The organism is Streptomyces sp. NBC_01352 (genome assembly GCF_036237295.1).
Lineage (GTDB): Bacteria > Actinomycetota > Actinomycetes > Streptomycetales > Streptomycetaceae > Streptomyces > Streptomyces plumbiresistens.
On record NZ_CP108354.1, the window covers coordinates 385,546 to 411,258 of the forward strand.

Below are 25,713 nucleotides of genomic sequence, written 5' to 3' on the forward strand. Positions count from 1 at the left end.
ATTGGCGCCAGAGAACACCACCCCGCGAGCCGTCGGCTCATGGGCGCAGCGACCCGACGAAAGCCGTAGGCAGCACTCGAACCACCGACACCGCTGGTAGAGGTCTTCGACCTCTGGAGTCCTTCTGGGCCCGGGTTCAGGTCGAACTGCTCACCGCAGGCGGTGGCGGACCCGGCTGGAGCTGTCCACCGCGCTCTTCGAGTACCTCCTGCGTGTGCATGAGGGGAAGGATGGGCAAGCCGGTCGTCGTATACACGACAGCCGTGAGGCCTGGGACACCGAGGCCGCGCGCGGACCGGCCCCTCCGCTTCACGGTCGAGCAGGTGACGGCCGGGGGCGGGCCGGGGCAGGGCTGAATCGCGGGTGCTGCCAGGTCGATCCGGGGGGATCGGGAACGGTGAGCGAGGCCCGTGCCGTGTAACTCTTGTGAACCGTGGGTTGGTTGACTCTTCAAGATTGCATAGTAGGTTCCCCAAGCCCGCTGTGCTGATCAAGGAGATCCACCTTGACTGAGGTGCCAGCCCCTACCCAGGAAGAGCTGGACGCGTTCGTGCGAACCCGTCTGGCGCTCGCCGGTTTCGATCTGACACTGCTGCCGGAGCAGGGGGACGCCGAGACCGGCGTGCCCACCCGGGCCCAAGTCCTGGAGAACCTGCGGTCATTCGTGACATCCGTCCCCGGGGCCATATCCGCGTGGACCCCGTCCGCCGAGAGCCCGGCGTACGCCCAGCAGGAGGCACCTCCCCTCCTCTACCCGTCCATCGCGGAGGCATGGACCGGGAAGGTGGGCGAGTGATGGCGGACAGGGCACTCAACAGGCGGGTCTTCCTGGCGAGTTCCGCCGCGGTGGCGGGCGGGGTGGTGCTGTCGGCGACGCCGGCCCGGGCCTACACCGCCACGCCCCGCGTCCCCGACGTCGACGTACGGCAGGCCGCACGGAACGACCCCTCCGAGGCCACCCTCGCCGAGGCCGTCGTACTCATGCGGCGCGGGAAGCTCACGGCGACGGAGCTCACCGAGGCGTACCTTGAGCGGATCGAGCGGTACGACGCGGTGTACCAGGCGTACGCGGAGGTCACCGGAGAGGCCGCGCTCGCCGCCGCGCGCAAGGCGGACCGGGGCCAGGGCCCGCGGGGTGTCCTGCACGGCATTCCCCTGTGCGTCAAGGACAACTACTTCACCGACGGCGTGCCGACGCGCTGCAACTCCTTCATCTTCGAGGACTTCGTGCCGGACGAGGACGCGACCGCCGTGGCCCGGCTGCGGCAGGCGGGCGGGATCCTCCTCGGGAAGGGACAGATGGGTCCGCTGGCGACCACCCGGGCCACGACGCCGAACGGCACCGTGACCACGGTCAACGCGTGGACGCCCGACGATCCGTCCGTCGACCCGGGCGGCTCCTCCACGGGACCCGCCTGCGCGGTGGCCGCACGGCTCGCGTCCTCCTCCATCGGCACCCAGACCGGCGGTTCGATCGTGCTCCCGTCCAACCAGCAGAACCTGACGGGGCTGAAGCCCACGATGGGGCGAGTCTCCCTGCACGGCGTCATACCGCTGTCGTTCACCCGCGACCACGCGGGGCCGCTGGCGCGGGACGCCATGGACGCGGCGATCATGCTCCAGGTGATGGCCGGGCCGGACGCCCGTGACCCACGCACCCTGGGGCTGCCGGACGTACCCGACCTCATCAGGGCGGCAACGCCCGTCGGAACGAAGGGACTTCGTGTACGCCGGGCCACGAAGGTCGGCGTGCCGGCCGACTTCCTCTCCGACCGGCGAGAGCTGCGCAGCGCCTTCCTCGACCAGCTCGGCGCGATCCCCGGTGTCACGCTCGTCGAGGTCAAGTACCCGGACGACTGGGCGCTCCTCACCGGCACCTTCAACGCGGCACGGCTCTGCGAGCGCACGGAACCGTTCCGGCACTGGCTGCGCGCCGATCCGGCCAAGTTCGGTGTGTCGTTGCTGAGTTGGCTGCAGGGTTTGATGCTCTCGGGCGACGAGTGGATCACAGCCCAGCGCGCCAAGAACCACCTGGTGAGGGAGGTGCTCGACGGCGTGCTGAACCAGTGCGACGTGCTCCTCCAGACCTCCCCCGTCCCCTTCGACATCCTCGGCCTGCCCGAGATCGCCTTCCCGATCGGCTTCGACGGCGACGGTGTCCCGGCAGGCGTCATCCTCGGCGGACAGCCGTACGAGGAGGACCGCCTCCTGGAGGTCGCCGCGGCCTACCAGGCGGTCACGGACTGGCACACCCGACGCCCGGCGGACCCGGCCGGAAGCCAGGCACGGCTCAAGGCGTCGACAACCCGCCCGCGCCTCTCGGCGGAGGAGGCAGCGGCCACGTCGGCGTAGCGCGCCGCACCGTGCGCCGTGCGTCGGGTGCGGCCAGGGGGCAACACGATGAAGACCCAGCCGGCGTCCGGAGATAAACACAGCAGGAAACGGATGGCCCTCCTGGTAGCCATCCACGACTCCTGGCCCGCGCCGCGCACGGCGGACGACTTCCTCGACGTCCCCGGCCGGCGTGGCACCGCCCATCCCGAGCCCCTCGAGCGCCGCCCGGGCCGAAGGCCAGTTTGAAAACAGGTATGCGCTTCAGTGAACAACACCGCCGCCGAGGTGGTGGCCAACGCGTTCTGCCAGGCCGAGCACCGCGGGCCCTGGGTCGTTCTCGTCGACGGGGCCCACCATCAGATCGACCTCATCGAGGCGGAAGCAGGGCAGCGCGGCGCGGACATCCACATCATCGTCGACCTGATCCACGTGCTCGAGCATCTGTGGCGCAGCCTGGTGCCTACGCGACACCGGCGCGCCCTACGCCGAGACCTGGGTCGCCCGCCACGCCCGCCCCTCCTGGCCGGTGACGTGCAGAAGACCACCGCCGCGCTCGAGGCCCGGCCCGCACTGCAAGACTGTGCTGCGCCAAACGCAGGGGCATCCATGAGGCCGTGAGCCACCTTGCCAACAAGGCCCAATACCCGCGCCATGACACCGCCGAAAAAGCGGTGGCCGATCGCCACCGGCATCATCGAAGGAGCATGCGCCGCCAACCGGTCACAGACCGGGTGGACATCACCGGGCGCCCCTGGGTCCTGGTCAGTGCTCCTCAAGCTGCGCGCCGTCCGCGCCAACGGCGACTTCGAAGCCTACTGCGCCTGGTACGAACAACCTGAGTGCACCCGCATCCACCATGCCTGTGCCATGACCGGCTCATACTCACCGCCTGATCGGCGGCACGCACCTTCATTGGATCTGCACTCATCTCCTATCGCCGGCTGCGCAGTCATTAGCGTCAATGGCGTGAGCGAAACGATCAGCAGCGCTCGGCGAGGGTTGCGATGAGCACAGGGCTGTCCGGCCCGACGGCCGTGATCGACATCGGCGGACGCGTGTTCGCGAGAGCGCCCTGGTGCTCAGGGGGCCCCTGGCCGCCGGACGCCTCGGACCACGGGCCGTCGGCCTTTCTCCGTGGACCAGCCATTTTCTGCCCCGCGCGGACGGCGGCGGCCACCTGACCGTACTGGCCGTCCCCGCGGTCCACGGTCCCGGGGGCGGTGAACGCGACGCCGACGGCATAACGTCAGCAACACATGCTCAAGGAGCGACACATGCCACTCGTACGTATCGATCTCATCCGCGGACGCCGTATCGACGAAGTGCGGGCGGTCGCCGACGCGACACACCGGGCACTCGTGGACGTGCTGGACATCCCCGAGCGGGACAGGTTCCAGATCATCACCGAGCACGACGCCGATCACATCATCGCCCTCGACGCCGGCCTGGGCTTGGAGCGCACCGATCGCATGGTGATGATCCAGATCTTCACCCAGTCAGGACGCACCACTGAGGTCAAGCAACGCGTCTACCACACCATCGCCAAGCAGCTGGAAGCCCTCGGCATCAGCGGCGAGGACGTCTTCATCAGCATCATGGAGAACGGTCCTCAGGACTGGTCCTTCGGCCACGGGCGCGCCCAGTACACCGAAGGCGTCCTGCCCGTCCCCGGCCGCTGAGATCATCCACCCCGTAACCGCCCGCAGGTATGCTTCTGGCCACCCCAGGCCCATGTGGAGGTCGCCATGGAACTGTCCGACCTGCGGGTCTTCCTGACCGTCGCGCGCACGCAGGGCATTACCAAGGCCGCTCAGGAACTGCACACCGTGCAGTCGAATGTCAGCGCACGGATTCACGCGCTGGAAAAGGAGCTCGGCGCCCCGCTGTTCCGTCGGCATGCCCGGGGCGTGGCGCTGACCAATGCGGGCGAGCAGCTGCTGCCGTATGCCGAGCGCATCAGCAGGCTCGTCGACGACGCGCGGCATGTCATCGGTGATGAGACCGATCCGTGCGGACCACTGCGGATCGGGTCGATGGAAACCACGGCGGGCCTGCGGCTTCCCCCGGTGCTGGCAGCCTTCGCGGAGGACTGTCCCCGCGTCGAGCTCTCGCTGATCACAGGGCCGACCGATGAGCTGGTCCGGGATGTCCTGGAGTACCGGCTCGACGGCGCGCTGGTCAGTGGCCCCGTGCGACAGCGCGACATGGTGGAAACCGCGATCTTCGAGGAACGCCTCGTCCTCGTCACGGCACGCCGGGTCACCGACCTGGACTCCGTCATGCGCGACCCCAAGATCCTGGTTTTCCGTACCGGCTGCTCATACCGCAGGCGCTTGGAAAGCATTTTGCAGGCGCGGGGCGCTGCCAGTGTTCGCTGCATGGAATTCGGAACCCTGGACGGCATCCTCGGCTGCGTCGGGGCCGCCATGGGCCTCACCCTGCTGCCTGCCGCCGTGGTCGAGCGACACGTCTCCCAGGAACAGCTTCGCGTACACGAGCTGCCGGAGGAGGAGGCACGCGCTCAGACCGTCTTCGTCCAACGCGTGGACACACCGCCCTCGCCCGCCCTGACGCGCTTCCTCACGCACGCGCGGGCCGCGGAACAGGCTCCGCCCGTCCTGCGGATGGTCGGGGGTTCTTCCACGGCAACCGGCTGAGCGACGGCAAAGCGGCCTCGGAGAAGTGGGGTGCGTTTCCGCGTCGTCCGGTGTGGTGCGTCGGCGTGCTGCGCGTCGGCCTGGTACTGGCGGCCCGCCCCACGGTTGATGCGGTAGCGCGTCAACGTGCCGTGCCGGGCGCCGTTGGGGCGTGTCTCACTTCCCCGAGGCCGCTTGGTCACCGTCCTGACGCTCGTCGGCCATCGGAAGGTTCTCTTCCAGCGATGCCTCCCATCGCAACCAATCGTTGGATATGAAATCTCGGCGAACCTACTGTCCTCCTAACGCCGCACCGCCCGCCGCATTGTCGGGCGGATGCCCGGACGAAGGGGACTTCGCCTTGCTGACAACGCGCCTTACCCACGCCTTCGGAATCGAGCACCCCGTCGTGCTCGCCCCGATGGACCTTGTCTCCGGGGCCCCGCTCGCCACCGCGGTGACCACCGCGGGTGGACTCGGCATGATCGGCGGAGGCTACGGCGACGGAGAGTGGCTGAAGCGGGAATTCGACGCAGCGGCCGGCACCCGGGTGGGCTGCGGTTTCATCACCTGGAGCCTGGCCCGCCACTCCGAGTTGCTCGATGTCGCCCTGGAGTACCAGCCCGCCGCGGTCATGCTGTCCTTCGGCGACCCGGCCCCGTTCGCCGACCGGATCCGCGCCGCGGCCATACCGCTGCTGTGCCAGGTCCATACGCTCGACCAGGCCCGCCAGGCCCTTGACGCCGGAACTGACGTCATTGTCGCGCAGGGCGGGGAGGCCGGCGGGCATGGAGTCGGGACGCGGTCGACGTTCACCCTCGTACCCGATGTCGCGGACCTGATCGCCGAGCGCTCTCCGCACACGCTCCTGCTGGGCGCAGGCGGGGTGGCGGACGGTCGCGGACTCGCCGCCGCACTCGCCCTCGGCGCGGACGGTGTCCTGGTCGGAACCCGCTTCTGGGCAACCGGGGAAGCAGCGGTCTCCGCTCGCGCCCACGCCCGCGCGGTGGCCGCAAGCGGCGACGACACCGTCCGAACGAGCGTCTACGACATCGTGCGCCAGTACGACTGGCCCGCCGAGTACAACGGGCGCCTGCTTCGCAACCACTTCATCGACCGGTGGCACGGGCGGGAGTCGGAACTCGGCGCACATCTCCCCGAGGCCGCCGCGGAGTTCGAGGCGGCTGTCTCGCAGCAGGACTTCGACGTCGCGAACATGATCGTCGGCGAGGGCGTGGGTCTGGTCCAGGAGATCCTGCCCGCCGGTGAAGTGGTGCGCGGGATGGCGCAGGATGCCGCCGCCCGCCTCGGCCGTTGGGCGCCGCAGACCACCGCGGTCAGCGGCTGAGCCAGCCCTCCCCGCAGGGCGCGCGCCCCCGGTACGGCACCCCGACCCGGCGGATTCGCCCCCCACCCGGCCCCCACCAAGTCATCCGGACCAGCGCCCGTCTCCCCTGCCCCCCCTCCCCCTAGTCCGTCCCGTCACCACTGACCCACCCCAACCCCTGGAGCAGCCATGTCCCACTCCCGCAGATCACGCATCGTCCTGATCGCGACGGTCGTCGCCGCCGCCGCCGTCACCACCGCCTGTTCCAAGCGCACCGACTCCGCCGACTCGGACAGCTCCGGCAGCTCCTCCGGCCGCAAGCTGTCCGTGGTCGTCGTGTCCGGCCCGCTGAGCGACCCGTTCTTCGGCGCGATGAAGACCGGCGCCGACAACGCCGGCAAGGAGCTGAACGTCTCCACCGAGTACCTCAGCCCGACCTCGACCGACGCCTCCGGCCCGACGCTGGCCAAGCTGATGCAGGCGGCCATGGCGAAGAAGCCGGACGCCATCGTGGTCGGCAACTTCTTCCCCGAGGCCCAGAGCCCCGAGATCAAGGCGGCGATCAAGGCCGGCATTCCGGTAGTCGTCATCAACTCCGGCGTGACGGACTGGAAACAGCTCGGCGCCCTCTCGTTCGTCGGCATCGAGCCGGCGGTCGCCGGCACCAGGTCGGGCTTGCAAGCGGCCAAGCTCGGAGTGAAGAAGGGGCTGTGCGTCAACACGGTCCCGGGCAACCCCGCCCTGGAGCAGCTCTGCCAGGGCTACACCGACGCACTCAAGAAGGCCGGTGGCAGGGCGAGTTCGCTGCGTATCCCGTACCAGAACTCGACCAACCCGACGAAGGTCACCCAGGCCATCGCGGGCGCGCTCAAGGCCGACAAGAGCATCGACGGTGTGTTCACCACGGGCTCCATCGTCGCCGAGAGCGCGCTGACCGCGGCGAACAACGCCGGCCGCAAGCTGACCATCGGCAGCGGTGACCTGTCCACCAAGGTCCTCAAGGACGTCGAGGCAGGCAAGATCCAGTACGCCATGGACCAGCAGCCCTACCTCCAGACGTACTACGGCGTCCTGATAGCCAAGCAGTACGTGCAGTACGGGATCGCGCCCTCCGGCACGGTGCTCACCGGTCCGCTGGTCATCGACAAGGACAGCGCGGGCGTCGCGCTGAAGATCAACCAGACGTACCAGGGCATCCGCGGTGCCTCCTGAGACGCCGCAGCAGCAGACCACTCGTTTTCAGGAGAGAGCACTCATGACCATTCACCAAGCGGCTCCGGCGCCCGCTGTGCCGGACCAGCAGAGCGAACCCCTCACCCGTTCACTGATCGCACGCACGGCAAGGCGCCCGGAGTTCGGCGCGCTGATCGGCGCTGTCGCTGTGTACGTCTTCTTCCTGGTGACCGCGTCCGGCGCGGGCTTCACCAGCGTGGACGGCACCGCGAGCTGGCTGGACACCGCCGCCGAACTGGGAGTGGTCGCCACCCCGGTCGCGCTGCTCCTCATCGCCGGGGAGTTCGACCTGTCGATCGGCTCCGTCGTCGGCGCCACGTCGGCGATCGTGGCCATCGCCAGCGGCACCTACACCATGCCCCAATGGGCATCGATCCCTCTGGCCATCGGCTTCGGCCTGCTGGTCGGGCTGGTCAACGGCCTCGTCGCCACCCGCACCAAGCTGCCTTCCTTCATCGTCACCCTGGGAAGTTCGCTGGTCGTGGGCGGCGGCGCCCTGGGCCTCAGCCGCGCCCTGTCAGGGAGTACGGCGGTGACGCTGACGCCGGAGCCGAGCGTGCAGGCCGTGTTCGGCTCCAAGGCGGGTCAGTTCCAGATCTCCATCGTGTGGTGGCTGGCGATCACCCTGGTCGCCTGGTGGGTGCTGACCCGCACCCGCACCGGAAGCTGGATCTACGCCACCGGAGGGGCCCCCGAAGTGGCCCGGGACGCCGGCGTGCCGACCGCCCGGGTCAAGGTCGGGCTCTTCATGGCCACCTCCGCCGGTGCCGCACTGGTCGGTGTCCTGCAGACGATCACCTACAGCGGGGGTGACGTCACCCGTGGCTCCAGCTTCATCTTCGACGGCGTGATCGCCGCCGTGATCGGCGGAGTGCTCCTGCAGGGCGGCTACGGCTCCACCCTCGGCGTCCTCCTGGGCACGGCGACCTACGGCATCGTCAGCATCGGCATCTTCTACACCGGCTGGAACACCGACTACGCCCAGCTTTTCCTCGGCGCCCTCCTGCTGGTCGCCGTCATGGCGAACAACTACTTCCGCAAGCTCGCACTGAGTGGCAGGTGACCCTCATGACAACCACCGTGACCGACCATCCCCTGATCGAACTCCAGGGCGTCACCAAGCAGTTCACCGGGGTACGCGCCTGCTCGGACATCTCGCTCACCGTCCGCCCCGGCCAGGTGCTCTGCCTGCTCGGGCACAACGGGGCCGGCAAGTCCACCCTCATCAAGATCCTCTCCGGGGTGTACACGCCCACGGAGGGCACGATGCTCATCGACGGCGAGCCCGTGACGCTCGGCGGCCCACGCGACGCCCTGGACCGTGGCATCGCAACCGTCCACCAGGGCGCCGGCACCGTCCCGCTGATGAGCGTGGCCCGCAACTTCTTCCTCGGGGCCGAACCCACCAAGGGCCGCGGCCTGTTCCGCCGCTTCGACGCCGCGACGGCGGCCCGGATCGCCCTGCGGGAGATCCAGCAGCTGGGCATCCGCCGGATCCGAGACGCCGACCAGTTGGTGGGCACCATGTCCGGCGGCGAGCGGCAGGCCCTCGTCATCGCCCGCGCCCTGCACTTCGGCGCCCGGGTGCTGATCCTGGACGAACCGACCTCGGCACTCGGCGTCCGCGAGGCCGAGACCGTCCTGCAGGCCGTCGAAACGGCACGGGACCGGGGCATCGGCGTCGTCCTGATCACTCACCAGGCACACCAAGCTCTGCGGGTCGGCGACCACTTCGCCGTCATCGCCCACGGCCGGCTCGTCGCCTCGTTCGCGCGCGGCGAGAAGGAGGCCGCCGAGGTCATCGACCTGATGGCGGGCGGAGCGGCGATGGAGGAACTGGAGCGTGAGCAGGCATGAGCACGATGCACACGCCGGTGGCGACGGCATTCGGCTATACGTCGCCCCGATTCTCAGGCGTCCACGACGCCTTCGAGAGCAACCTCCGCAACGGCGACGACATCGGCGCCTCCGTCGCCGTCTACCACCACGGCGAGCTGGTCGTGGACCTGTGGGGCGGCGCCCGGGACACCAGCGGGACGCCGTACCCCGAGGACGCCCTGCACGTGGGGTACTCCGTGACCAAGGGCGTCATGGGCCTGGTGCTCGCGAGCCTGGTCGATACGGGCGAGGTGGATCTCGACGCGCCGGTGTCGGCCTACTGGCCGGAGTTCGGCGTGGCCGGCAAGGACGGCGTCGTGGTCCGTGAACTGGCCTCGCACCGAGCCGGCTTGCCCGCCTTCGACGAGCCGGTGACCAAGGCCGACCTTGCCGACTGGGACGGGTGCGTGCGACGCCTGGCCCGACAGGAGCCGGCGTGGTATCCGGGCATCCGGCACGGATACCACGCCCTGACCCTCGGCTACCTGGTGGGCGAGGTCGCGCGGCGCGCGAGCGGCGAGAGCGTCGGCGCCCTGTTGCGCGAGCGCTTCGCCCAGGACAGCGACCCGCAGGCATGGATAGGTCTGCCCACCGAGCACAACGATCGCGTCGTCCGCTACCAGGACGCCGCTCCCACACCGGGAATCGGCGCTTTCCTGGCCTCGGCCGCCGACAGGCCGGGCACGCTCACGCACGCCACCTTCAACAACCCCGTCGTCACCGCGGATCTCTTCAACGATCCCGCGATGTGGCAGCCGGAGATCCCCGCCGCCAACGGCGTCTTCGACGCCAGGTCACTGGCACGGCTCTACTCCAGCGTGGTCGACGGCCCCCTGCGCACCATCTCACCCACCACCGTTGACCGTGTCCGACGCCAGCAGGCCTCAGGGCCCGACGAGGTCCTGGTCGACCAGCCCACCCGCTTCGGCACTGTCTTCGCGCTGTCGTCCCCACGCCAGCCCATGCTCGGCCACGGCTCACTCGGCCACGACGGCCTCGGCGGACACCTTGCCTTCGCCCACCCGGAATCCGGCATCTCGCTCGCCTACCTCACCAACCGCGCCATCCACGACCCCACGCCCCACACCCGACTGTGGCGCCTGCTCTCGGCGGTGGCCGCGGCACTGTGATCAGTGCTTTACTCGCCGTCTCCCGCATCACCAGGTGCACCGCCCTGCCTCTCATGCCGATGCCGGATGGGAAGAGACCCGGCCGCGGTCTCCCGAGGGGAAGGGAGCGTGGCCTCCGCGGCCGGGTCGTTCATCGCACCGTTCCCGTCCTCACGGGCGGTGCAGGCCGGGTACGCCGCTCTGCATACCCGGGGTCTACGGAGTGACGACCAGCCGTCGATGGGGTCGGACAGCAGGTTGCCGTCCTTGTCGAGCACCCACAGATCCATGTCGCAGTCGCGCTCGGCGCGTTCGCGTACCGCGGCCCGCGGCCCGAAGCGCGTCGGCCCCCTCGGTCTCGCCGCCGAGAAACCAGCCTCATCCACACCGGGGTCTTCAGGCTGGCTGCCCTCGGGGTACCGAACGGACACCGCGCGACGACCCACTGGGCACACTGCGCGCGGCTGGTCCTGCGGAGTCTCGCCGGGTGGCTACCGCAGCCGGTTCCATACCACCGGCGTCTGCCCCGGAGCCGGAGCCCAGTCGGCTGGACGGATCCGCCCATCTCCCAGATCGACGAGGCGAGTGGGAGGTAGCCGGGCCGGAAGGCGAAGACCGAACCGCCGCGAAGCGATCTCACACAGCGACCAGGCTGACTTGTACGCGGCATCAAGTCTGCAACGAATGAAGACGGTGGGAGGCGGACCTGGCCGGCCCGCCCCCCACCTTGCGGGGCAGGGGGGTGTTACCCCGCGTCTGTGGAGGACGTGTCGGCCGTGGCAAGGTTCGCCCCCGACGTGTCAGCGCCGTCCTTGCTCTTCCGCTCGCCTGCCTTGCGCTCGCGCTCGGCGCGCTTGCCGTCGCGCTTGTCCTTGGCCTCCTGCTTCCTGATCTCGTCGGCCGCCTTCTCCATCGCCTTCAGTTCGGCCCGCACTTCGTCGGCGGGGCGGCGCTCGAGGGCCGCACCGTAGCGCGTGGCCAGCAGGTCCATAGCCTCCGTGTCGGCCTCCTCGACCCCGGCCAGGATGACGGTGCCGCCCGGCGGGACATGCGGCGTGAAGGCACCGACGGCCTCGGTCGCTTCGGTGGCCCGCTTGTAGTCGTGGCCTCCGCCGATCAGCGCACCGATGCCCCAGCCCATCAACAGGCCGAGGGGCCCGCCAAGGACGCCGACGAGCGAACCGATAAGCGAGCCGACCGCTGTGCCGCGTCCGGACTCCGTGTCCATGCCCTCGGGGAAATGGACGGTGCCGTCCTCCATGCGCTCGATCAGGACGGCGCCGCGGACCTCGGTGGTGGCGGAGTTTAGGTGCTTCAGCTCGCTGAGTGCCTGGTAGGCGGTGGCGCGGTCGGCGAAACGGAGGGCGATGGCGTTCTCGTTCATGGTCACAGGCATGAGCTGTCTCCTTGGCCTCAAGGGGTGGGTGACGTGCGGGGCCCGCTGCCGCGGCTTCCGAGCCATCTGTGAGACAGTATGTATCAGAGCTAGCTTGTGAGTCAAGTCGTCTCACAAACTACTCGGAAAGAATGGTGCCCCGATGCCTCGTACGAACGACGACCCCCGAGCCCGCCGCAGCCGCGCCACCGCCCTGGCCGCTGCGACCGAACTCCTCGCCGAAGGAGGGCCGGGACACATCACCCACGCCGCCGTCGCCGCACGAGCCAAAGTGGGCCGCGCCACCGTCTACCGGCACTGGCCCGACCTGCAGGCCCTCCTCCTGGACACCCTGACCAGCGCCGCCCACCCCGTGCTCACCCTGGGCCACGGCCCGTTCCGCGACGAGCTGGTGACGTACCTGCAGCAGCAGGCCGACTGGCTCAACCGTCCGGTCTCCGCTTCCGTCATCGCTACGATCATGGAGCGCGCGGAGCGGGACCCGGCGGTACGAAGCCTGCGCGACGAGATGTCGGGCCGCGCCGGCGAGCACCTCACCGACGCGCTCGCCGCCGCCGTCGCACGCGGTGAACTGCGCTCTGGCGTCGAAGAACACACCCGGGACCTGGCCTCCCGGATCCTCGGCCCTCTGCTCTTCCTGCGGCTCATGCTCGGCGCACAGCCGGACAGGGAGACGGTGGCCGACACAGTCGACGCCGCCCTAGCGACCTGGCAGCCGCACACATGACACCCACACACATGACAGCCGCACGCCGTCCGATACCGAACGGTGCGAGCAGCAGTCGACCGGCGCACCGACTCCTCACGGCCGCGTCCGGCTTCGTCCCCCAGGGGCGCGCCCTCGACGGTTGAAGGCGACGCTCAGACCAGGGACATCCCTGCCGCCGCGCTCAGTGCCCAGTGATCACTTTCACCATCACCACGCCCGAGCCGATCGCCGCATCCATCAGCCCCGCCACACCGGAAAGCAGTACGCCACCGCCCATCCGCCGCCCGCCCGTGAAGCCCCAGACCGCCATCGAGGCGACGTCCACGCCGACCGCGATCCACAGCGCGGTGGACAGACCGAGGGCGCCGCCCGCCGACAGCCCGATCATCAGGAGCGGGCCCGCGGCGCAGCTGAGCAGCGGGCTGCTGACGAACAGCAGGTGTCGTACCTCGCGGCGGTTGGCCAACCGTTGGTGAACGACACGGTGGGCCTGCATGTCGGCCACCAATGTCGCCAGCCACAAGCCCACCGCGGTGCCCGTGACGTACAGCGCCGCCGTGCTGTGCCGGGTATGCGTGTTCTGCGCCAGGCCGACCATCACGGCGAGCATGGTGATCACCGCGTAAATCCGTTCCTTGAGCCGCTCCCCCAGGGCTTCGAGCTTCTGGGCGGAGGGTTCCGGGGAGCCGGAGGCCGACGGTTGCTGAGCGTCGAGATCGGACATGGCGGAACCGTATCGGACGGACGTTGCAGCGGCGCGGGTGATGCCCGGGCGGTGGGGTCAGGCGCATGAGACACCCGGAAAGGGCTTCAGCCCGGAGCAGCCATTGTCAGTTGTGGTTCAAAGAAGGCGATTCTCACTGCTCGTCAGAAGTTCGACCGTCGAGACCGCTGTGAGTAGGCCGGCCCCCCGACCGATGCTCACCTGAGCAGCCTGGAGCGGGAAGAGCTTGTCAGGATGGCCCGGCTGTTCCGGGAGGCGTCGAGGGACGGACGCCCAGGTCCGTCACACTCCCCGCCCGTCTCGTCGTACGCCGCTCGTGCGCTGCCGGCGGGTGCCGGCGTCGGCTGCCCGGGCTGCGCCGCACCTCGTTTCCAATCATCGGAAGGTGCTGTTCCTCCCTGCGCCGGGGCCACGCAGCATGGCGCGTGCCCGGACCGGCCGACCGCAGCCGATCCACGCCGAGCCGTCGCACGGACAGGGAGGACGCCATGCCCAGCGAAGGCACGACCGCCGGGACGAGCCCGAGACCTCTTGCCGCCCCCACCCGCTGCACGGACGCCTGCGGGACGGAGGCACCTCACGGATCAGCACCCGGGACATCGCACTCGGAGACACCTGGGGGCGCAGGCGACGGTTACGAACCTCTCTCGCCCGCCGGAACAAAGGAGTTGTGTCATGGCTGGACGTTTGACGGACAGAATTGCCGTGGTGACCGGCGGTAGTGCCGGAATCGGCCGGGAGATCGCCCGAAAACTGGCGTCCGAAGGCACCGACATCGCGGTTGCCGATATCAACCCGGCGGAGGAGACCAGGGCGCTCGTGGAAGCGACCGGGCAGCGGTTCTTCAGTGCGAAGGTCGACGTGTCCGACGAGGCGCAGGTGAATGTCTTCGCCGGGGAGGTCCGGGACGCACTGGGCCCTGTCGACATCCTCGTGAACAATGCGGCCATCGTGCCCCTCGCCGACTTCGACAACGCGACATTCGAGCACTGGAAACACACCTTCGCGATCAACGCGGACGGTCCGTTCCTGACAGCCAAGGCATTCCTCGGCGACCTCAAGCATTCCGACGCCGGCAGAGTGATCAACATAACGGCGGCGGCTTACTGGACAACCCCGCCACCGTTTGTCGCGTACGCCTCCTCCAAGGGCGCCCTCAACGGACTCACACACGTGCTGGCGGCGAATCTGGCCGGCCATGACGTCACGGTCAACGCCGTCGCACCCAGCCTGATCCAGACAGCCACGACTCTCCAGGCAGTAAGTGAAGAGTTCTTCGACCAGACCGTGCGGATGCAGGACCTGAAGCGGCGAGGGAAGCCGGAGGACATCGCCAACACCGTGGCATTTCTTGCCTCCGATGAAGCCGCGTTCATCACCGGCCAGATCATCGTCGTCGACGGAGGAATCACGCGCCGCTGACTTCGGTCTCGCACCTGCTGTTGGACCTTTGGCGTGACGCCGGATGAGGCGTTCACCTGAACCGTTTCGGCTGTCCTCGATCACCTCACCGGTGCCTGAGCGCCCGGCGCCCCCATCGAAAGGAAGAACGTGACACTCGCGGGAGAACTGGAGCGGAAGCTGCTGTGGTCGGAGGATCAGGGCTACGAGCAAGCTCGCCGCGACGCCGTCTGGAACGGCCGTAAGCCTCCAAGGCGTCCGGCCGGAATCGTGCTGGCCGAGGATGCCGCCGATGTCGCGACTGCTGTACGGCTGGCGCAGGAGCGGGGGCTCCAGGTCTCCGTCCGCGCCGGCGGGCACAGCACCTCCGCCGCGGGTGTTCGTGAGGGCGCGCTCCTCATCGACGTGTCCCGCCTTTCGAGCATCGACATCGAGGCCCGGGCCAGGACCGCGGTCGTCGGCCCCGGGGCCATCGGACAGGACCTCGACCTGACGCTGGATCCGCTGGGGTTGCTCTTCCCCCACGGCCACTGTTCGACGGTGGCGGTGGGGGGCTTCCTGCTCGGTGGGGGCCTGGGATGGAACTGGCGTGCGTACGGTCCCGGGTGTGGTCTGGTCCGGGCCGTCGACGTGGTCACGGCGGACGGTGAAGTGGTGCGGGCTGATGAGTCGCAGAACAGCGATCTCTACTGGGCGGCCCGAGGCGCAGGTCCCGGCTTCTTCGGCATCGTGACCGCCTTCCACCTGGAGATGCAGCCGAAGCCGGCCGTGATCAAGGCCGCCGCGCACAACTACCCGTTCGCGGCGCGCGGTGAACTCCTCAGTTGGCTGCACGAGATCCGTCACGAGATGTCACCGATCGTGGATCAGGCCCTCTGTGTCACCCAGCACGTGACCCACTCGCCGGACGGGCCGACGATGCTGCTGGGCACGGTTGCCTTCGCCGACTCCGAGCGCGAGGCCGACGATGCGCTCGCGCTGTTCACGAACGCCCCTCTGCGGCAGAAGGCGATCTGGGGCGATGACGGCACCACGGTCGGGAGCGTGCAGCACCTCACGGGCGTCGATGACCTGTACCCGGCCGGTCTTCGATACGCGCACGACAACATCATGTCGAGCGCGGCGGCATCCGCCCTGGTGCCGGCCCTCGACGCAGCCCTCACCTCGCTCCCCACGCCCCGGTCACACATCAACTGGCAGAACCTCGCGGGGGTCCCCGAACTGCCGGACATGGCCTTCTCCCTGCTCGGCGACACCCTGATCGAGGTGGTCGCGGTGGGGGACGATCCAAGCCAGGACGCCCAGCTGCAGTCGTGGGTCACCGACCATGCCCGGCAACTGGAACCGGTGGCCGTCGGAAGCCAGATCGGCGCGGACTCGATGGCGTCCCGCGGACTGGGACCGGACGCCTACTTCTCCGCCGACGCTCTGTCCCGTCTCGGACCCCTGCGTGACCGGTGGGATCCGGACCGCCGTTTCGTGTCGTTCCTGTTGGGCGAGACACCATCTGACTCGGGCGCCCGTTGACCGGCTCGCCGCACCGCCGCGCCAATCGCACCTGGTACGGATCCAGGCGTGCGGGGCGTGACATCGCCCTCCACAGGGACGGTGGTCCGCGCCACATCCGTCGACCACCTTCGGCATCGAGGCCCGCCAACCAGCGGCAAACAGAAGCGTCGCGATCTGGCGGAGGCCAAGGGCTGCAGGTGGCAAGCGTGATGGACATCGCACCACCGCAGGCCTATCGTCAAATATGAAAGCGACTTTCGTCAGTAGAAAGTTAAGCGAAGGAGTGTGCCATGGCCTGGTTGGGCATGGAGGGCAGCCGTGCGCTTGTCATAGGGGCCGGCGGCCTGGGTGCCGCCTGCACCCAAGGGCTCGCGGACGCCGGGGCACAGCTGGCCGTCGTGGACGTGGACGAGGCGAAGCTCAAGGCTCTGCAGGACGATCCGGCGCTCGCGGACGTCGATGTGCACGTGATTCCGGCCGATGTCACGGCGTCGATCGCGTGCGAGGAGGCCGTCCGGGCGGCGACTGATGCGCTCGGCGGGCTGGACGTGCTGGTGCACGCGGTGGGAACCAACGACCGCCGGGCGGTGGTCGACACGCCGGACGAGACGTGGGACCGGATCCTCACACTGAACCTGTCGAGCGCCTTCTATGCCGGGCGGGCGGCGGGACGTCTGATGCGCCAGGCAGGGCACGGGAGCATGGTGTTCTTCTCCTCGGTCTCCTCCCGGCTCGCCCATCCGCACCATGCCCCCTACGCGGCGACCAAGGGCGGACTGGACCAGCTGGTGAAGGTGATGGCCCGGGAGTGGGCCGCCGACGGTGTGACCGTCAACGCGGTCGCCCCCGGCTACACGGAGACCGAACTGACTCGCGCGTACCTGGACAGGCCCGGGATGCGGGAGGAAATGCTCAGCCTGGTCCCGGCCGGGCGTCTGGGCACCCCGCAGGACGTGGTCGGTGCCGTGCTGTTCCTCGCCTCGGCACGGGCGTCATTCATCACGGGGCAGGTGCTGTATGTGGACGGCGGCCGCACACTCGTCTGAGTCGAGAAGTGGCCGGACGGGACGGCACCGCGGGCTGCCCCGTCCCTCAACTTCCGCCGAGCAGCCGCGTGATCTCCTGACACGTGGTCAGCAGGCTCGGGCGCAGTTCGTCGAGCAGGCGGGTGACGGGAAACCCCATCGCGGGTACCGCCACATTGGCCGCGGCCACCACCGCACCGGAGGCGTCGCACAGGGGTGCGGCCACCGAGCGCAGCCCGTAGGCGAGTTCCTCGTCCTGCACCGCCCAGCCCCGCTCGCGAATCTGCGCCAGCACCGGACGCAGCTCTGCCAACGACCGGATGGCGTTGGGGCCGGTCGCCCCGGTGAAGGACTCCTCGGTGAGGCGCTTCTCCAGCTCGGTGTCGTCCAGGCTGCTCAGCAGGGCCTTTCCGATGGACGTGCATACCGCCGGAAGTCGCGACCCCACCTGGATGTTCGCGGTCACCAGGTTGTTGTTGCGCAGCCGGACCAGGTACAGCACCTGGTCGCCGGACAGGGTGCCCAGGTTGACCGTCTGGCCCGTCGTCGCGGCGAGCCGGCGCAGCGGCCCGTCGGCGAGTTCCACGACGTCCATGCCGCGCAACGCCGCGAAGCCCAGTGTGAGGACTTTGGGAGCCGGGCGGTAGGAGCCGTCCGGCATCTGCTCCAGGAACCCCTCGGTCACCAGGGTGGCGGCCATCCGGAAGGCGGTCGGCAGCGGCACACCGGCCTCGGCGGCCATGTCGGTCAGTTTCATCGACGACCGCTGTTCGGAGAACTGCCCGAGCAGCCGCAGCCCCTTTGCCAGCGCCTCGACCTGGTAGCTGCGTTTGGACGCCGCGGAGCCGTCGGTCGGCAGGGAGCTGGTCGGTTGTTCACGCGGCGGCACGAAGTTCTCGCTTTCTGTCTGCTGGGCATGGTGGGCGCTACGAGGAGCACTGTCACTTTCATTGTATGGAAGTCGTCATCAGAGTCACCCGCCATGGGGCGACAAGGAGGTCGGAATGGGAGTGCGACTGGGTGGGCTGTTGCCCGGCGAACTGGACGAGGAGCAGGCCGAGGTCTACCGGGCCATCACCGGCGGCGCCCGCGCCTTGGGGCCGCAGGCGTTCGAACTGACCGACCAGGAGGGACGGTTGCGCGGCCCCTTCAACGCCATGTTGCTGAGCCCTCCGGTGGGTCTCGCGACGCAGGCACTCGGAGCGGCCGTGCGCTACAGCTCCTCGCTGAGCGATCGCGTGCGGGAAATGGCGATCCTCGCCGTGGCCGCCCACTGGGGCAGCGCCTTCGAGCGCGAAGCTCACGAAGCCGTCGGCCGCACCAGCGGCGGTCTGGCCGAACCGGAGATGGCCGCACTGCGCGCCGGCCGGATGCCGGAGCTCACCGAGCCGGCCGAGCGCGCTGCTTTGCGGGTGACCACAGCACTGCTGCGGCACGGCACGTTGACCGATGACGAGTACGCCGACGCCGTGACCGTGACCGGAGAGCGAGGCGTCTTCGAGCTGACGACGCTGGTCGGCTACTACTCGATGCTCGCCCTCCAGCTCCGGGTCTTTCTGGGCGAGGGATGCGCATCCGGTTCCGATGGCGCGGACCTCAGCGCCTGGGCAACGCCTTGACAGTCCACGGTGACCCTTCAATACTCAACTCGAACTTCACACAGTGAATTTAGCTTTCACTCTTCGAAAGAAAGCAGAGAATCGTGAAGCTGATCACCTTCGACAACGGGCGGGTCGGCAGGCTGGAACTCGAGGAACGGCTCGTGCTGCCCCTCGAAGTCCACAGCACCCGCGGGTACTTCGAGCGCGACGGCAAGGTCCTGGAGACCGGTGAGCAGCTGCGGCTGGACGAAGTGACGCTGCGCGCGCCGATCGTGCCGAAGAAGTTCTTCCACACAGCCGGCAACTTCCGTGAGCACGAGGCCGAGTCGAAGAACGTCGACTGGTCGCACCCCATGCACAAGGGCATCGTGTTCTTCCAGAACGTCGACGCGATCGTCGGCCCCGAGGAGCCGGTCATCTACCCGGAGCACCTGACCAGCGAGCTGGACTACGAGCTGGAGATCGCCGTCGTCATCGGCAAGCCCGGCAAGTTCTTCGGCGTCGACGAGGCGCCCGACCACATCGCCGGATACGTCGTCTTCAACGACATCACCGCCCGCGACATCCAGCGCCGAGAAATGGAGTCCGGCGTCTTCTCCTTCTGCAAGGCCATCGACACCTTCTGCCCCGTCGGCCCCTACATCGTCACCGCCGACGAGATCCCCGACGTCCAGAACCTCGACATGGAACTGCGGGTCAACGGGGTGGTCCGGCAGAAGTCCAACACCAACCGCATGTCGGTCTCCATCCCGCACATCGTCGCCTACCACTCCCCGCAGGGCTACAGCGCCGGCGACCTGATCACCACCGGTACCGTCCAGGGCGTCGCGGGCTTCAGCGGCGACCCGGAGATGTACCTCAAGCCCGGTGACGTCGTCGAGGCAGAGGTCGAGCGGCTCGGCGTCCTGCGCACTCCCATCGTCAGCTGGCAGGAGGGGCACGGGGCCCCCGCACCCAAGAAGGTGGACTGGTGAGGCTCGGCGTCCTCGACGGCCACACCGTCGTGGTCAGCGGCGACCGGGCCGCCAACGTCCGCTGGGCCTCGCAGGGCAGACTGCCCACCGACCCGATGGCACTGCTGGAGGACTGGCCACGCCTACGCGACTGGGCGGCCGGACTGCCCGAGGAGGCCTACGACATCCCGGTCGACCCCACCGCGCTCGGCGCTCCGGTGCCCCGCCCCCGCCAGGTGTTCGCCGTGGCCCTCAACTACCCACCGCACGCCGCGGAAGCCGGCTTCACCCCGCCCGAAGAACCGCTCGTCTTCACCAAGTTCCCGGCCTGCGTCACCGGCCCGCACACCAGTGTCGCCCTCCCCCGGGGCAAGGTCGACTGGGAGGTTGAACTGGTCGCGGTGGTCGGTCGCGAGACATACCGGGTGAGCGAGGACCACGCCTGGGAGGCGGTGGCCGCCCTGGCCGTGGGTCAGGACCTCTCCGAACGGGTCACCCAACTACAGGGGAAACCAGCCCAGTTCAGCCTGGGCAAGTCCTTCCCCGGCTTCGGCCCGATCGGCCCTGTCCTGGTCACTCCCGACGAACTCGACGACCCCGACGATCTGGAGATCACCGGACTGCTGAACGGCGAGACCGTCCAGCAGGACCGCACCAAGTCCATGATCTTCCCGGTGCCGGAGCTCATCGCCCGGCTCTCGGCCGTGCTGCCGCTCTTCCCCGGTGACCTGGTCTTCACCGGCACCCCGGCGGGCGTCGGCAATCGCATGAACCCGCCCCGCTACCTCACCGATGGCGACGTACTCGTCAGCCGCATCGAGGGCATCGGCGAGATGTGCCAGCAGTTCACCGGCCCCGCCCGGCAGCCGTCCGGGAGCTGAGAGCCGCGCCAGCGCGCCGACTGTTCTCTATCACCCCCGCCCCCGGAACCCGCGTCCGACCATCGCAGACAAGGACCTCCATGTCCGAGCGCAACCCCGCCCACAGCACGCAGATCCCCCGCCGCTTCGAAGGCCGCACCGTCCTGGTCACCGGCGCCGGCACCGGCTACGGCGCAGAGATCGCCGTACGCGCCGCCCAGGAGGGCGCCAACGTCGCCGTCCACTACCGCAGCTCCGCCGCCGGAGCCGACAAGACCGTCGCCCGCATCAAGGAGGTCGGCGGCGAGGCGTTCACCGTGCAGGCCGACATCGCCGTCCACACCGATGTGATCCGCATGGCCGAGGAGGTCTTCATCCAGTTCGGCGGCCTGGACGTGCTGGTCAACAACGTCGGTGACGTGGCTAGCGACCAGATGTCCTGGCACGATCTCACCGAGGAGTCCATCGACCACGTGCTCGCCGTGGACATCAAGGGAACCATGCTCTGCACACACGAGTTCGGCTCCCGGATGCTGGACCAGGGCCATGGCGCGATCGTCAACATCGGCTCCACCGTCATCGTGCGCGGCAGCGCGAGGGCTCCGCAGTACGCCGCCGCCAAGTACGGCATCCTCGGCATCACCAAGTCCTACGCACAGGCGCTCGCCCCCGTCGTTCGGGTCAACACCTTCGCACCCGGCTTCATCGAGACCGAGACACTCCTGGGCCGCGAGGACTGGAAGTCCGGCCGCCGCGAGGACATGATCGCCAAGACCCCGATGGGCCGCATCCCCGGCCCGGCCCAACTCGCGGGCACCGCGCTCTTCCTCGCCACCGACGACGCCGCCCACATGACCGGCGTGTACCTCAACGCCGACGGCGGCTTCAACATGATCGGCGCCTGAGACAGGCGCGTCGAATTGTCGGTTACCAGAAGCAGCACCACGCAGGCCTGCCACGTCACCGACCACGGCCGGTCAATTGTGGCCGGCGCTCCTGGGCGGAAACGAAGCTCCCAGAAGGACTCCTTGTGGACAAAGTCAGCACCAGCGCCGCGGAGGCGATCGCCGACATCCCGGACGGGGCGTCACTCGCCGTCGGCGGCTTCGGCCTCAGCGGTGTTCCCACGGTGCTCGTCAAGGCCCTCCACACCCGGGGCGCCACCGGCCTGAAGGTCGTGTCGAACAACTGCGGGACGGACGGCCACGGCCTGGGCATGCTGCTGGCCGCCGGCCGCATCGCCCGCGTGACCGGCTCCTACGTCGGCGAGAACAAGGAGTTCGCCCGCCAGTACCTGTCGGGCGAACTGGAGGTGGAGCTGGTGCCGCAGGGCACGCTGGCCGAACGCCTGCGCGCGGGCGGCGCGGGCGTCCCAGCCTTCTACACCCCCGCCGGGGTGGGCACGCAGGTCGCCCAGGGCGGACTGCCCTGGCGGTACGCGGCCGACGGCACGGTCGCAGTGGCCTCCCCGCCCAAGGAGACCCGGGACTTCGACGGCCGCACGTACGTCCTGGAGCACGCGATCACCACCGGCTTCGCTCTCGTACGCGCCTGGCGCGGCGACCGCCACGGAAACCTCGTCTTCCGCAAGGCGGCCGCCAACTTCAACCCACTGGCAGCGATGGCCGGTCGGATCACCGTCGCCGAGGTGGAGGAACTCGTCGAGCCAGGTGAGCTGAGTCCGGACGAGATCCACCTACCTGGCATCTTCGTCCAGCGCGTGGTGGAACTGACGGCCGCTCAGGCCGCCGACAAACAGATCGAACGCGTGGTGACGTCCGCGTCCCCGACACGGGGGACGGTGGCCGTCTGATGCCCTGGACCCGCGACCAGATGGCCGCCCGCGCCGCCGCCGAACTCACCGATGGCTCCTACGTCAACCTCGGCATAGGCCTGCCCACCCTGGTCCCCGGCCACCTGCCACCGGACGTGCACGTCGTCCTGCACTCCGAGAACGGCATCCTCGGCACCGGCCGCTACCCGACAGAGGACGAGGTCGACCCTGACCTGATCAACGCGGGCAAGGAGACCGTCACCGTCCTGCCCGGCGCCTCCTACTTCGACTCGGCGCTGTCCTTCAGCATGATCCGCGGCGGCCACATCGACACCGCCGTCCTCGGCGCCATGCAGGTCTCCGAACACGGCGACCTCGCCAATTGGATGATCCCCGGCAAGATGGTCAAGGGCATGGGCGGCGCGATGGACCTCGTCCACGGCGCCCGCCGCGTCATCGTCCTGATGGAGCACACCGCCAAGGACGGCAGCCCCAAGATCGTCAAGGAGTGCGGCCTACCCCTTACCGGCGAACGCTGCGTGCACCGGATCATCACCGACCTCGGCGTCCTCGACGTCACCCCCGACGGCCTCGTCCTGGCCGAAACGGCACCCGGCGTCACCTCCGAACACGTCGCGGCGCGGACCGGGTCACCTTTGCAGGCGGGCGGCCCGAATGAGGCTTCACACACGAGCGGGTGCGGTTCACCGCGATGAATGATGGGAGTCAACGATGACTACGGCCGCTACTCCGGTGTCCGATGTGGACATCTTCGCCGACGAGGTCCTGACCGATCCCTACCCCGCCTACGCGGTGCTGCGGGAGACGGGCGCCGCCGTGTACCTGGAACGCTACGACTGCTGGGCCCTGCCCCGGTACGAAGACGTACGGGCGGCGCTGCGCGACCACGAACGGTTCTCCTCCGTGGACAGCGTGGGCTATGAGCCGTCGTTGAACGAACGCCGCCGGGGTGGTGTGCTGGCGACGGACCCGCCGGAACACGACGTGCTGCGCTCTGTGCTGTCGGAGAGCCTGGCCCCGCGTGCGTTGGCGAGCCTCAAGGACGACATCGGCCGGCGCGCGACCGAACTGGTCGAGTCCGTGGTGGCCCGCGGTTCGTTCGACGTCGTGCGCGATCTGGCGCGCGTGTTCCCGCTCACGGTGGTGGCGGATCTGATCGGGATGCCCCTACGTGCCCGGGACGAGGTGCTCGTCTTCGCCGACGCGTTCTTCAACACCTTCGGCCCTCTCAACGAGCGGACGACGGCGTCGGTGCAGGTCTCCGACCGGTTGCTCGACAAGCTCATCTCGATGATGAACCGCGACACCCTTACGCCAGGTGGCTGGGGCGAGGCGCTGTACCAGGCGGCCGATCGGGGCGTGATCGGGGAGCACGAGGTGGGACGGCTGTTGCGGGCGTACCTGGTGGCGAGCATGGACACGACGATCAACGCGATCAGCAGCGCGCTGTGGTTGTTCGCCGAGCACCCGACCGCCTGGACAGCCCTGCGCGCCGACCGGACCCTGCTCCGTTCCGCTTTCGAGGAGGTCGTGCGTTTCGAGTCACCGGTGCAGACGTTCTTCCGCCGCACGACGCGGGCGGTCGAGATCGACGGCGCCACGATCCCGGCCGGGGCTCGGGTGGCGATGTTGTTCGGTTCCGCGAACCGGGATCCGCGCAAGTGGCCGGAGCCGGACACGTTCGACATCGGCAGAGCGCCGATGGACCACGTCGGGTTCGGCTCCGGCGTGCACGCCTGTGCCGGCCAGGGACTGGCACGGGTGGAGGCCAACGCGGTCCTGTCGGCGCTGCTGGATCATGCAGAGACGATCCAGCTGGCCGGCCCGCCACGGCGGCACCTCAACAACGTCATCCGGGGTCTGGAAAGCCTCCCGGTCACCGTGACGCCGAGAGCATCCAGGTAGCGGACATCGAGGCCGCCCGCGCGCCGTGCGGCCACGAGTTGTACGGGGCGTTGACCGCAGGACCGAGCCCCCTTCCGCAGATCCGCGGAAGGGGGCTCGGTCATCGGAGCGATCGTGGATGTCCCGCTCGAAGGCGAATTGCCGATGGGGACGACCTGCCCCCGGCTGCGTCGGTTCCGCGTTCGCGGTCGCCGAACACCCAGGAAGGCCGACCGTCTTCAGGACCGGGTGATCACTGCCGAAGACACCGACGAGGCGCGGGAACGGGTCCGTTCAGACAAGGGTGGTGGCCCGGATGAACGCGATGACCTGGGGCCAGGACAGGTCGGTGGCCGCCTTGTTGATCGGGTCTCCTTGCTGTGCCCGGCCCGTGAATCCGTGCCTGGCTCCGGGGTAGACATGCGCGATGCTCGGCCCGGTGGTCCGCGAGTTCAGGGCGGCCTGCAGTCGGCGAAAGCTCTCCACCGACACCACCTCGTCCGCCCCTGGATAGAGGATCATGGTAGGCGCGGCGATCCGGGCGGTGAACTCCGTGGCATCCAGGGTGTGGTTCGGTGCCGGGGTGTCCGGCACGGTGGGGTGATAGGCGACCACGTTCGCCAACCGGCTGTCCCGTCCACCGAGCAGCAGCGCGAACCGGCCGCCCACGCACCAGCCCATCACTCCGACCCGTCGACAACCGAGCTCGTCAAACATGTGGTCGAGCAGCTGGTCCATTTCGGTCAGACTGGACTCGTCTTTCAGCTCCGACACCCACTGCAACTGGGTCTCCAGCTGTGACAGGTCATCGCTGCCGGGCCGACCGCGCCAGAGGTCCCAGGACAGCGCGGTGACTCCGGCGGCGGCCAGGCCGTCGGCGAACTCGCGCAACTGCGGAGAGATCCCGTTGACACTGGGCAACAGCAACATGCCGCCTGTGGAGCCTCCCAGCGGGCGGGACTGGTACGCGTTCAGCCCGGCCACATTGACGTTCTCGCCGGCGAACGGGACGCCGGCAGCGCTGGGGGTACTGATCTCGTCGGCCATACTCTCACTACTCTCTACCGAGCTTCATGGACAGTTGTCAGTAAGTGGGTCATCCTCGGGGCCCGAAGGCAGCCGCCCTGTTACGGCGCAGGCGACCTGGCCTCTGCCGAGGGCCACGCGGTGCGGTGACCGCCAGGGCCCGGCGGTGACGCTCCGGGCCGACCGGGCGTATGAACGAGGGGGTCGCGTTGGCCGGCGCAGGTGGCCGGGATCTACCGGACGAGGGAGCAGGCAGACACAGCCCTTGCGTGGTGGGCACTGTAGGAGAGGCGCAGGATCCGGCCCGATCGTC

Annotated in this window: 25 protein-coding genes; 21 read left to right on the forward strand and 4 right to left on the reverse strand. The window is 69.0% G+C overall.

From position 1 onward, the window contains the following. The first annotated feature begins 505 nt into the window (after positions 1-505). From OG252_RS01970 to OG252_RS02020, 10 genes are all read left to right on the forward strand, one after another. Positions 506-796, forward strand: coding sequence for a hypothetical protein (locus tag OG252_RS01970; RefSeq protein WP_329333194.1), 291 nt, complete (start codon positions 506-508; stop codon positions 794-796). Then, positions 796-2,352 (forward strand): amidase, encoded by a 1,557-nt coding sequence (locus OG252_RS01975; protein ID WP_329333196.1) that lies wholly within the window; start codon positions 796-798, stop codon positions 2,350-2,352. Before OG252_RS01970 ends, OG252_RS01975 begins: the two co-directional genes overlap by 1 nt. A gap of 246 nt (positions 2,353-2,598) precedes the next feature. Further along, positions 2,599-2,952: a hypothetical protein gene (locus tag OG252_RS01980; protein WP_329333198.1), complete on the forward strand. Its 354-nt coding sequence runs from the start codon at positions 2,599-2,601 to the stop codon at positions 2,950-2,952. Between the two features lie 656 nt (positions 2,953-3,608). Further along, positions 3,609-4,013 carry a tautomerase family protein gene (locus OG252_RS01990; protein ID WP_329333200.1) on the forward strand — a complete coding sequence of 135 codons (405 nt, stop codon included), beginning with the start codon at positions 3,609-3,611 and terminating at the stop codon, positions 4,011-4,013. A 66-nt stretch (positions 4,014-4,079) separates the two neighbouring features. Then, complete coding sequence (locus tag OG252_RS01995; protein WP_329333202.1) at positions 4,080-4,991, forward strand: LysR family transcriptional regulator; 912 nt, start codon at positions 4,080-4,082, stop codon at positions 4,989-4,991. A 340-nt stretch (positions 4,992-5,331) separates the two neighbouring features. Continuing rightward, the gene (locus OG252_RS02000; protein ID WP_329333205.1) at positions 5,332-6,318 is read left to right on the forward strand and encodes an NAD(P)H-dependent flavin oxidoreductase; all 987 of its coding nucleotides are present in this window, start codon (positions 5,332-5,334) and stop codon (positions 6,316-6,318) included. A 168-nt stretch (positions 6,319-6,486) separates the two neighbouring features. Continuing rightward, complete coding sequence (locus OG252_RS02005) at positions 6,487-7,509, forward strand: sugar ABC transporter substrate-binding protein (protein ID WP_329333207.1); 1,023 nt, start codon at positions 6,487-6,489, stop codon at positions 7,507-7,509. 43 nt (positions 7,510-7,552) lie between these two features. Beyond that, positions 7,553-8,593, forward strand: a complete 1,041-nt coding sequence (locus tag OG252_RS02010; RefSeq protein ID WP_329333209.1) for an ABC transporter permease — start codon at positions 7,553-7,555, stop codon at positions 8,591-8,593. 5 nt (positions 8,594-8,598) lie between these two features. Beyond that, positions 8,599-9,387 (forward strand): ATP-binding cassette domain-containing protein, encoded by a 789-nt coding sequence (locus OG252_RS02015; protein ID WP_329333211.1) that lies wholly within the window; start codon positions 8,599-8,601, stop codon positions 9,385-9,387. Then, positions 9,384-10,538 (forward strand): serine hydrolase domain-containing protein, encoded by a 1,155-nt coding sequence (locus OG252_RS02020; RefSeq protein ID WP_329333212.1) that lies wholly within the window; start codon positions 9,384-9,386, stop codon positions 10,536-10,538. The genes OG252_RS02015 and OG252_RS02020 overlap by 4 nt, the downstream gene beginning before the upstream one ends. A gap of 724 nt (positions 10,539-11,262) precedes the next feature. Here OG252_RS02020 and OG252_RS02025 read toward each other — a convergent pair. Next, entirely contained in the window at positions 11,263-11,913 is a 651-nt protein-coding gene (locus tag OG252_RS02025) for a histidine kinase (protein ID WP_266452419.1), read from the reverse strand. 142 nt (positions 11,914-12,055) lie between these two features. On the opposite strand from OG252_RS02025, the gene OG252_RS02030 reads away from it, so the two are divergent. Continuing rightward, entirely contained in the window at positions 12,056-12,640 is a 585-nt protein-coding gene (locus tag OG252_RS02030) for a TetR-like C-terminal domain-containing protein (protein ID WP_329333220.1), read from the forward strand. Between the two features lie 163 nt (positions 12,641-12,803). Here the strand turns inward: OG252_RS02030 and OG252_RS02035 are convergent, their stop codons facing one another. Beyond that, entirely contained in the window at positions 12,804-13,346 is a 543-nt protein-coding gene (locus tag OG252_RS02035; RefSeq protein ID WP_266452417.1) for a hypothetical protein, read from the reverse strand. A gap of 675 nt (positions 13,347-14,021) precedes the next feature. Between OG252_RS02035 and OG252_RS02040 the strand changes: the two genes are divergently transcribed. From OG252_RS02040 to OG252_RS02050, 3 genes are all read left to right on the forward strand, one after another. Further along, complete coding sequence (locus OG252_RS02040; RefSeq protein ID WP_329333222.1) at positions 14,022-14,768, forward strand: SDR family NAD(P)-dependent oxidoreductase; 747 nt, start codon at positions 14,022-14,024, stop codon at positions 14,766-14,768. A gap of 129 nt (positions 14,769-14,897) precedes the next feature. Then, positions 14,898-16,274: an FAD-binding oxidoreductase gene (locus OG252_RS02045; RefSeq protein ID WP_266452413.1), complete on the forward strand. Its 1,377-nt coding sequence runs from the start codon at positions 14,898-14,900 to the stop codon at positions 16,272-16,274. 272 nt (positions 16,275-16,546) lie between these two features. Continuing rightward, positions 16,547-17,302 carry an SDR family NAD(P)-dependent oxidoreductase gene (locus OG252_RS02050; protein WP_266452411.1) on the forward strand — a complete coding sequence of 252 codons (756 nt, stop codon included), beginning with the start codon at positions 16,547-16,549 and terminating at the stop codon, positions 17,300-17,302. 46 nt (positions 17,303-17,348) lie between these two features. Here OG252_RS02050 and OG252_RS02055 read toward each other — a convergent pair whose 3' ends face one another. Next, complete coding sequence (locus OG252_RS02055; protein WP_329333225.1) at positions 17,349-18,170, reverse strand: IclR family transcriptional regulator; 822 nt, start codon at positions 18,168-18,170, stop codon at positions 17,349-17,351. A 115-nt stretch (positions 18,171-18,285) separates the two neighbouring features. Here OG252_RS02055 and OG252_RS02060 point away from each other — a divergent pair, with 115 nt between their 5' ends. The 7 genes from OG252_RS02060 (at position 18,286) to OG252_RS02090 (ending at position 24,395) form a co-directional block, all read left to right on the forward strand. Then, positions 18,286-18,900: a carboxymuconolactone decarboxylase family protein gene (locus tag OG252_RS02060; RefSeq protein WP_266452408.1), complete on the forward strand. Its 615-nt coding sequence runs from the start codon at positions 18,286-18,288 to the stop codon at positions 18,898-18,900. A gap of 83 nt (positions 18,901-18,983) precedes the next feature. Continuing rightward, positions 18,984-19,856, forward strand: a complete 873-nt coding sequence (locus OG252_RS02065; protein WP_266452407.1) for a fumarylacetoacetate hydrolase family protein — start codon at positions 18,984-18,986, stop codon at positions 19,854-19,856. Then, positions 19,853-20,716 carry a fumarylacetoacetate hydrolase family protein gene (locus OG252_RS02070; RefSeq protein ID WP_266452405.1) on the forward strand — a complete coding sequence of 288 codons (864 nt, stop codon included), beginning with the start codon at positions 19,853-19,855 and terminating at the stop codon, positions 20,714-20,716. The genes OG252_RS02065 and OG252_RS02070 overlap by 4 nt, the downstream gene beginning before the upstream one ends. A gap of 80 nt (positions 20,717-20,796) precedes the next feature. After that, complete coding sequence (locus OG252_RS02075; protein ID WP_266452403.1) at positions 20,797-21,600, forward strand: SDR family NAD(P)-dependent oxidoreductase; 804 nt, start codon at positions 20,797-20,799, stop codon at positions 21,598-21,600. Between the two features lie 125 nt (positions 21,601-21,725). Further along, the gene (locus OG252_RS02080; protein WP_266452401.1) at positions 21,726-22,508 is read left to right on the forward strand and encodes a CoA transferase subunit A; all 783 of its coding nucleotides are present in this window, start codon (positions 21,726-21,728) and stop codon (positions 22,506-22,508) included. Beyond that, complete coding sequence (locus OG252_RS02085) at positions 22,508-23,185, forward strand: CoA transferase subunit B (RefSeq protein WP_329333230.1); 678 nt, start codon at positions 22,508-22,510, stop codon at positions 23,183-23,185. The genes OG252_RS02080 and OG252_RS02085 overlap by 1 nt, the downstream gene beginning before the upstream one ends. A gap of 16 nt (positions 23,186-23,201) precedes the next feature. Beyond that, complete coding sequence (locus OG252_RS02090; protein ID WP_329333232.1) at positions 23,202-24,395, forward strand: cytochrome P450; 1,194 nt, start codon at positions 23,202-23,204, stop codon at positions 24,393-24,395. A 273-nt stretch (positions 24,396-24,668) separates the two neighbouring features. On the opposite strand, the gene OG252_RS02095 is transcribed toward OG252_RS02090, so the two are convergent. Next, positions 24,669-25,421, reverse strand: coding sequence for a dienelactone hydrolase family protein (locus tag OG252_RS02095; RefSeq protein WP_329333234.1), 753 nt, complete (start codon positions 25,419-25,421; stop codon positions 24,669-24,671). Between the last annotated feature and the right edge of the window lie 292 nt (positions 25,422-25,713).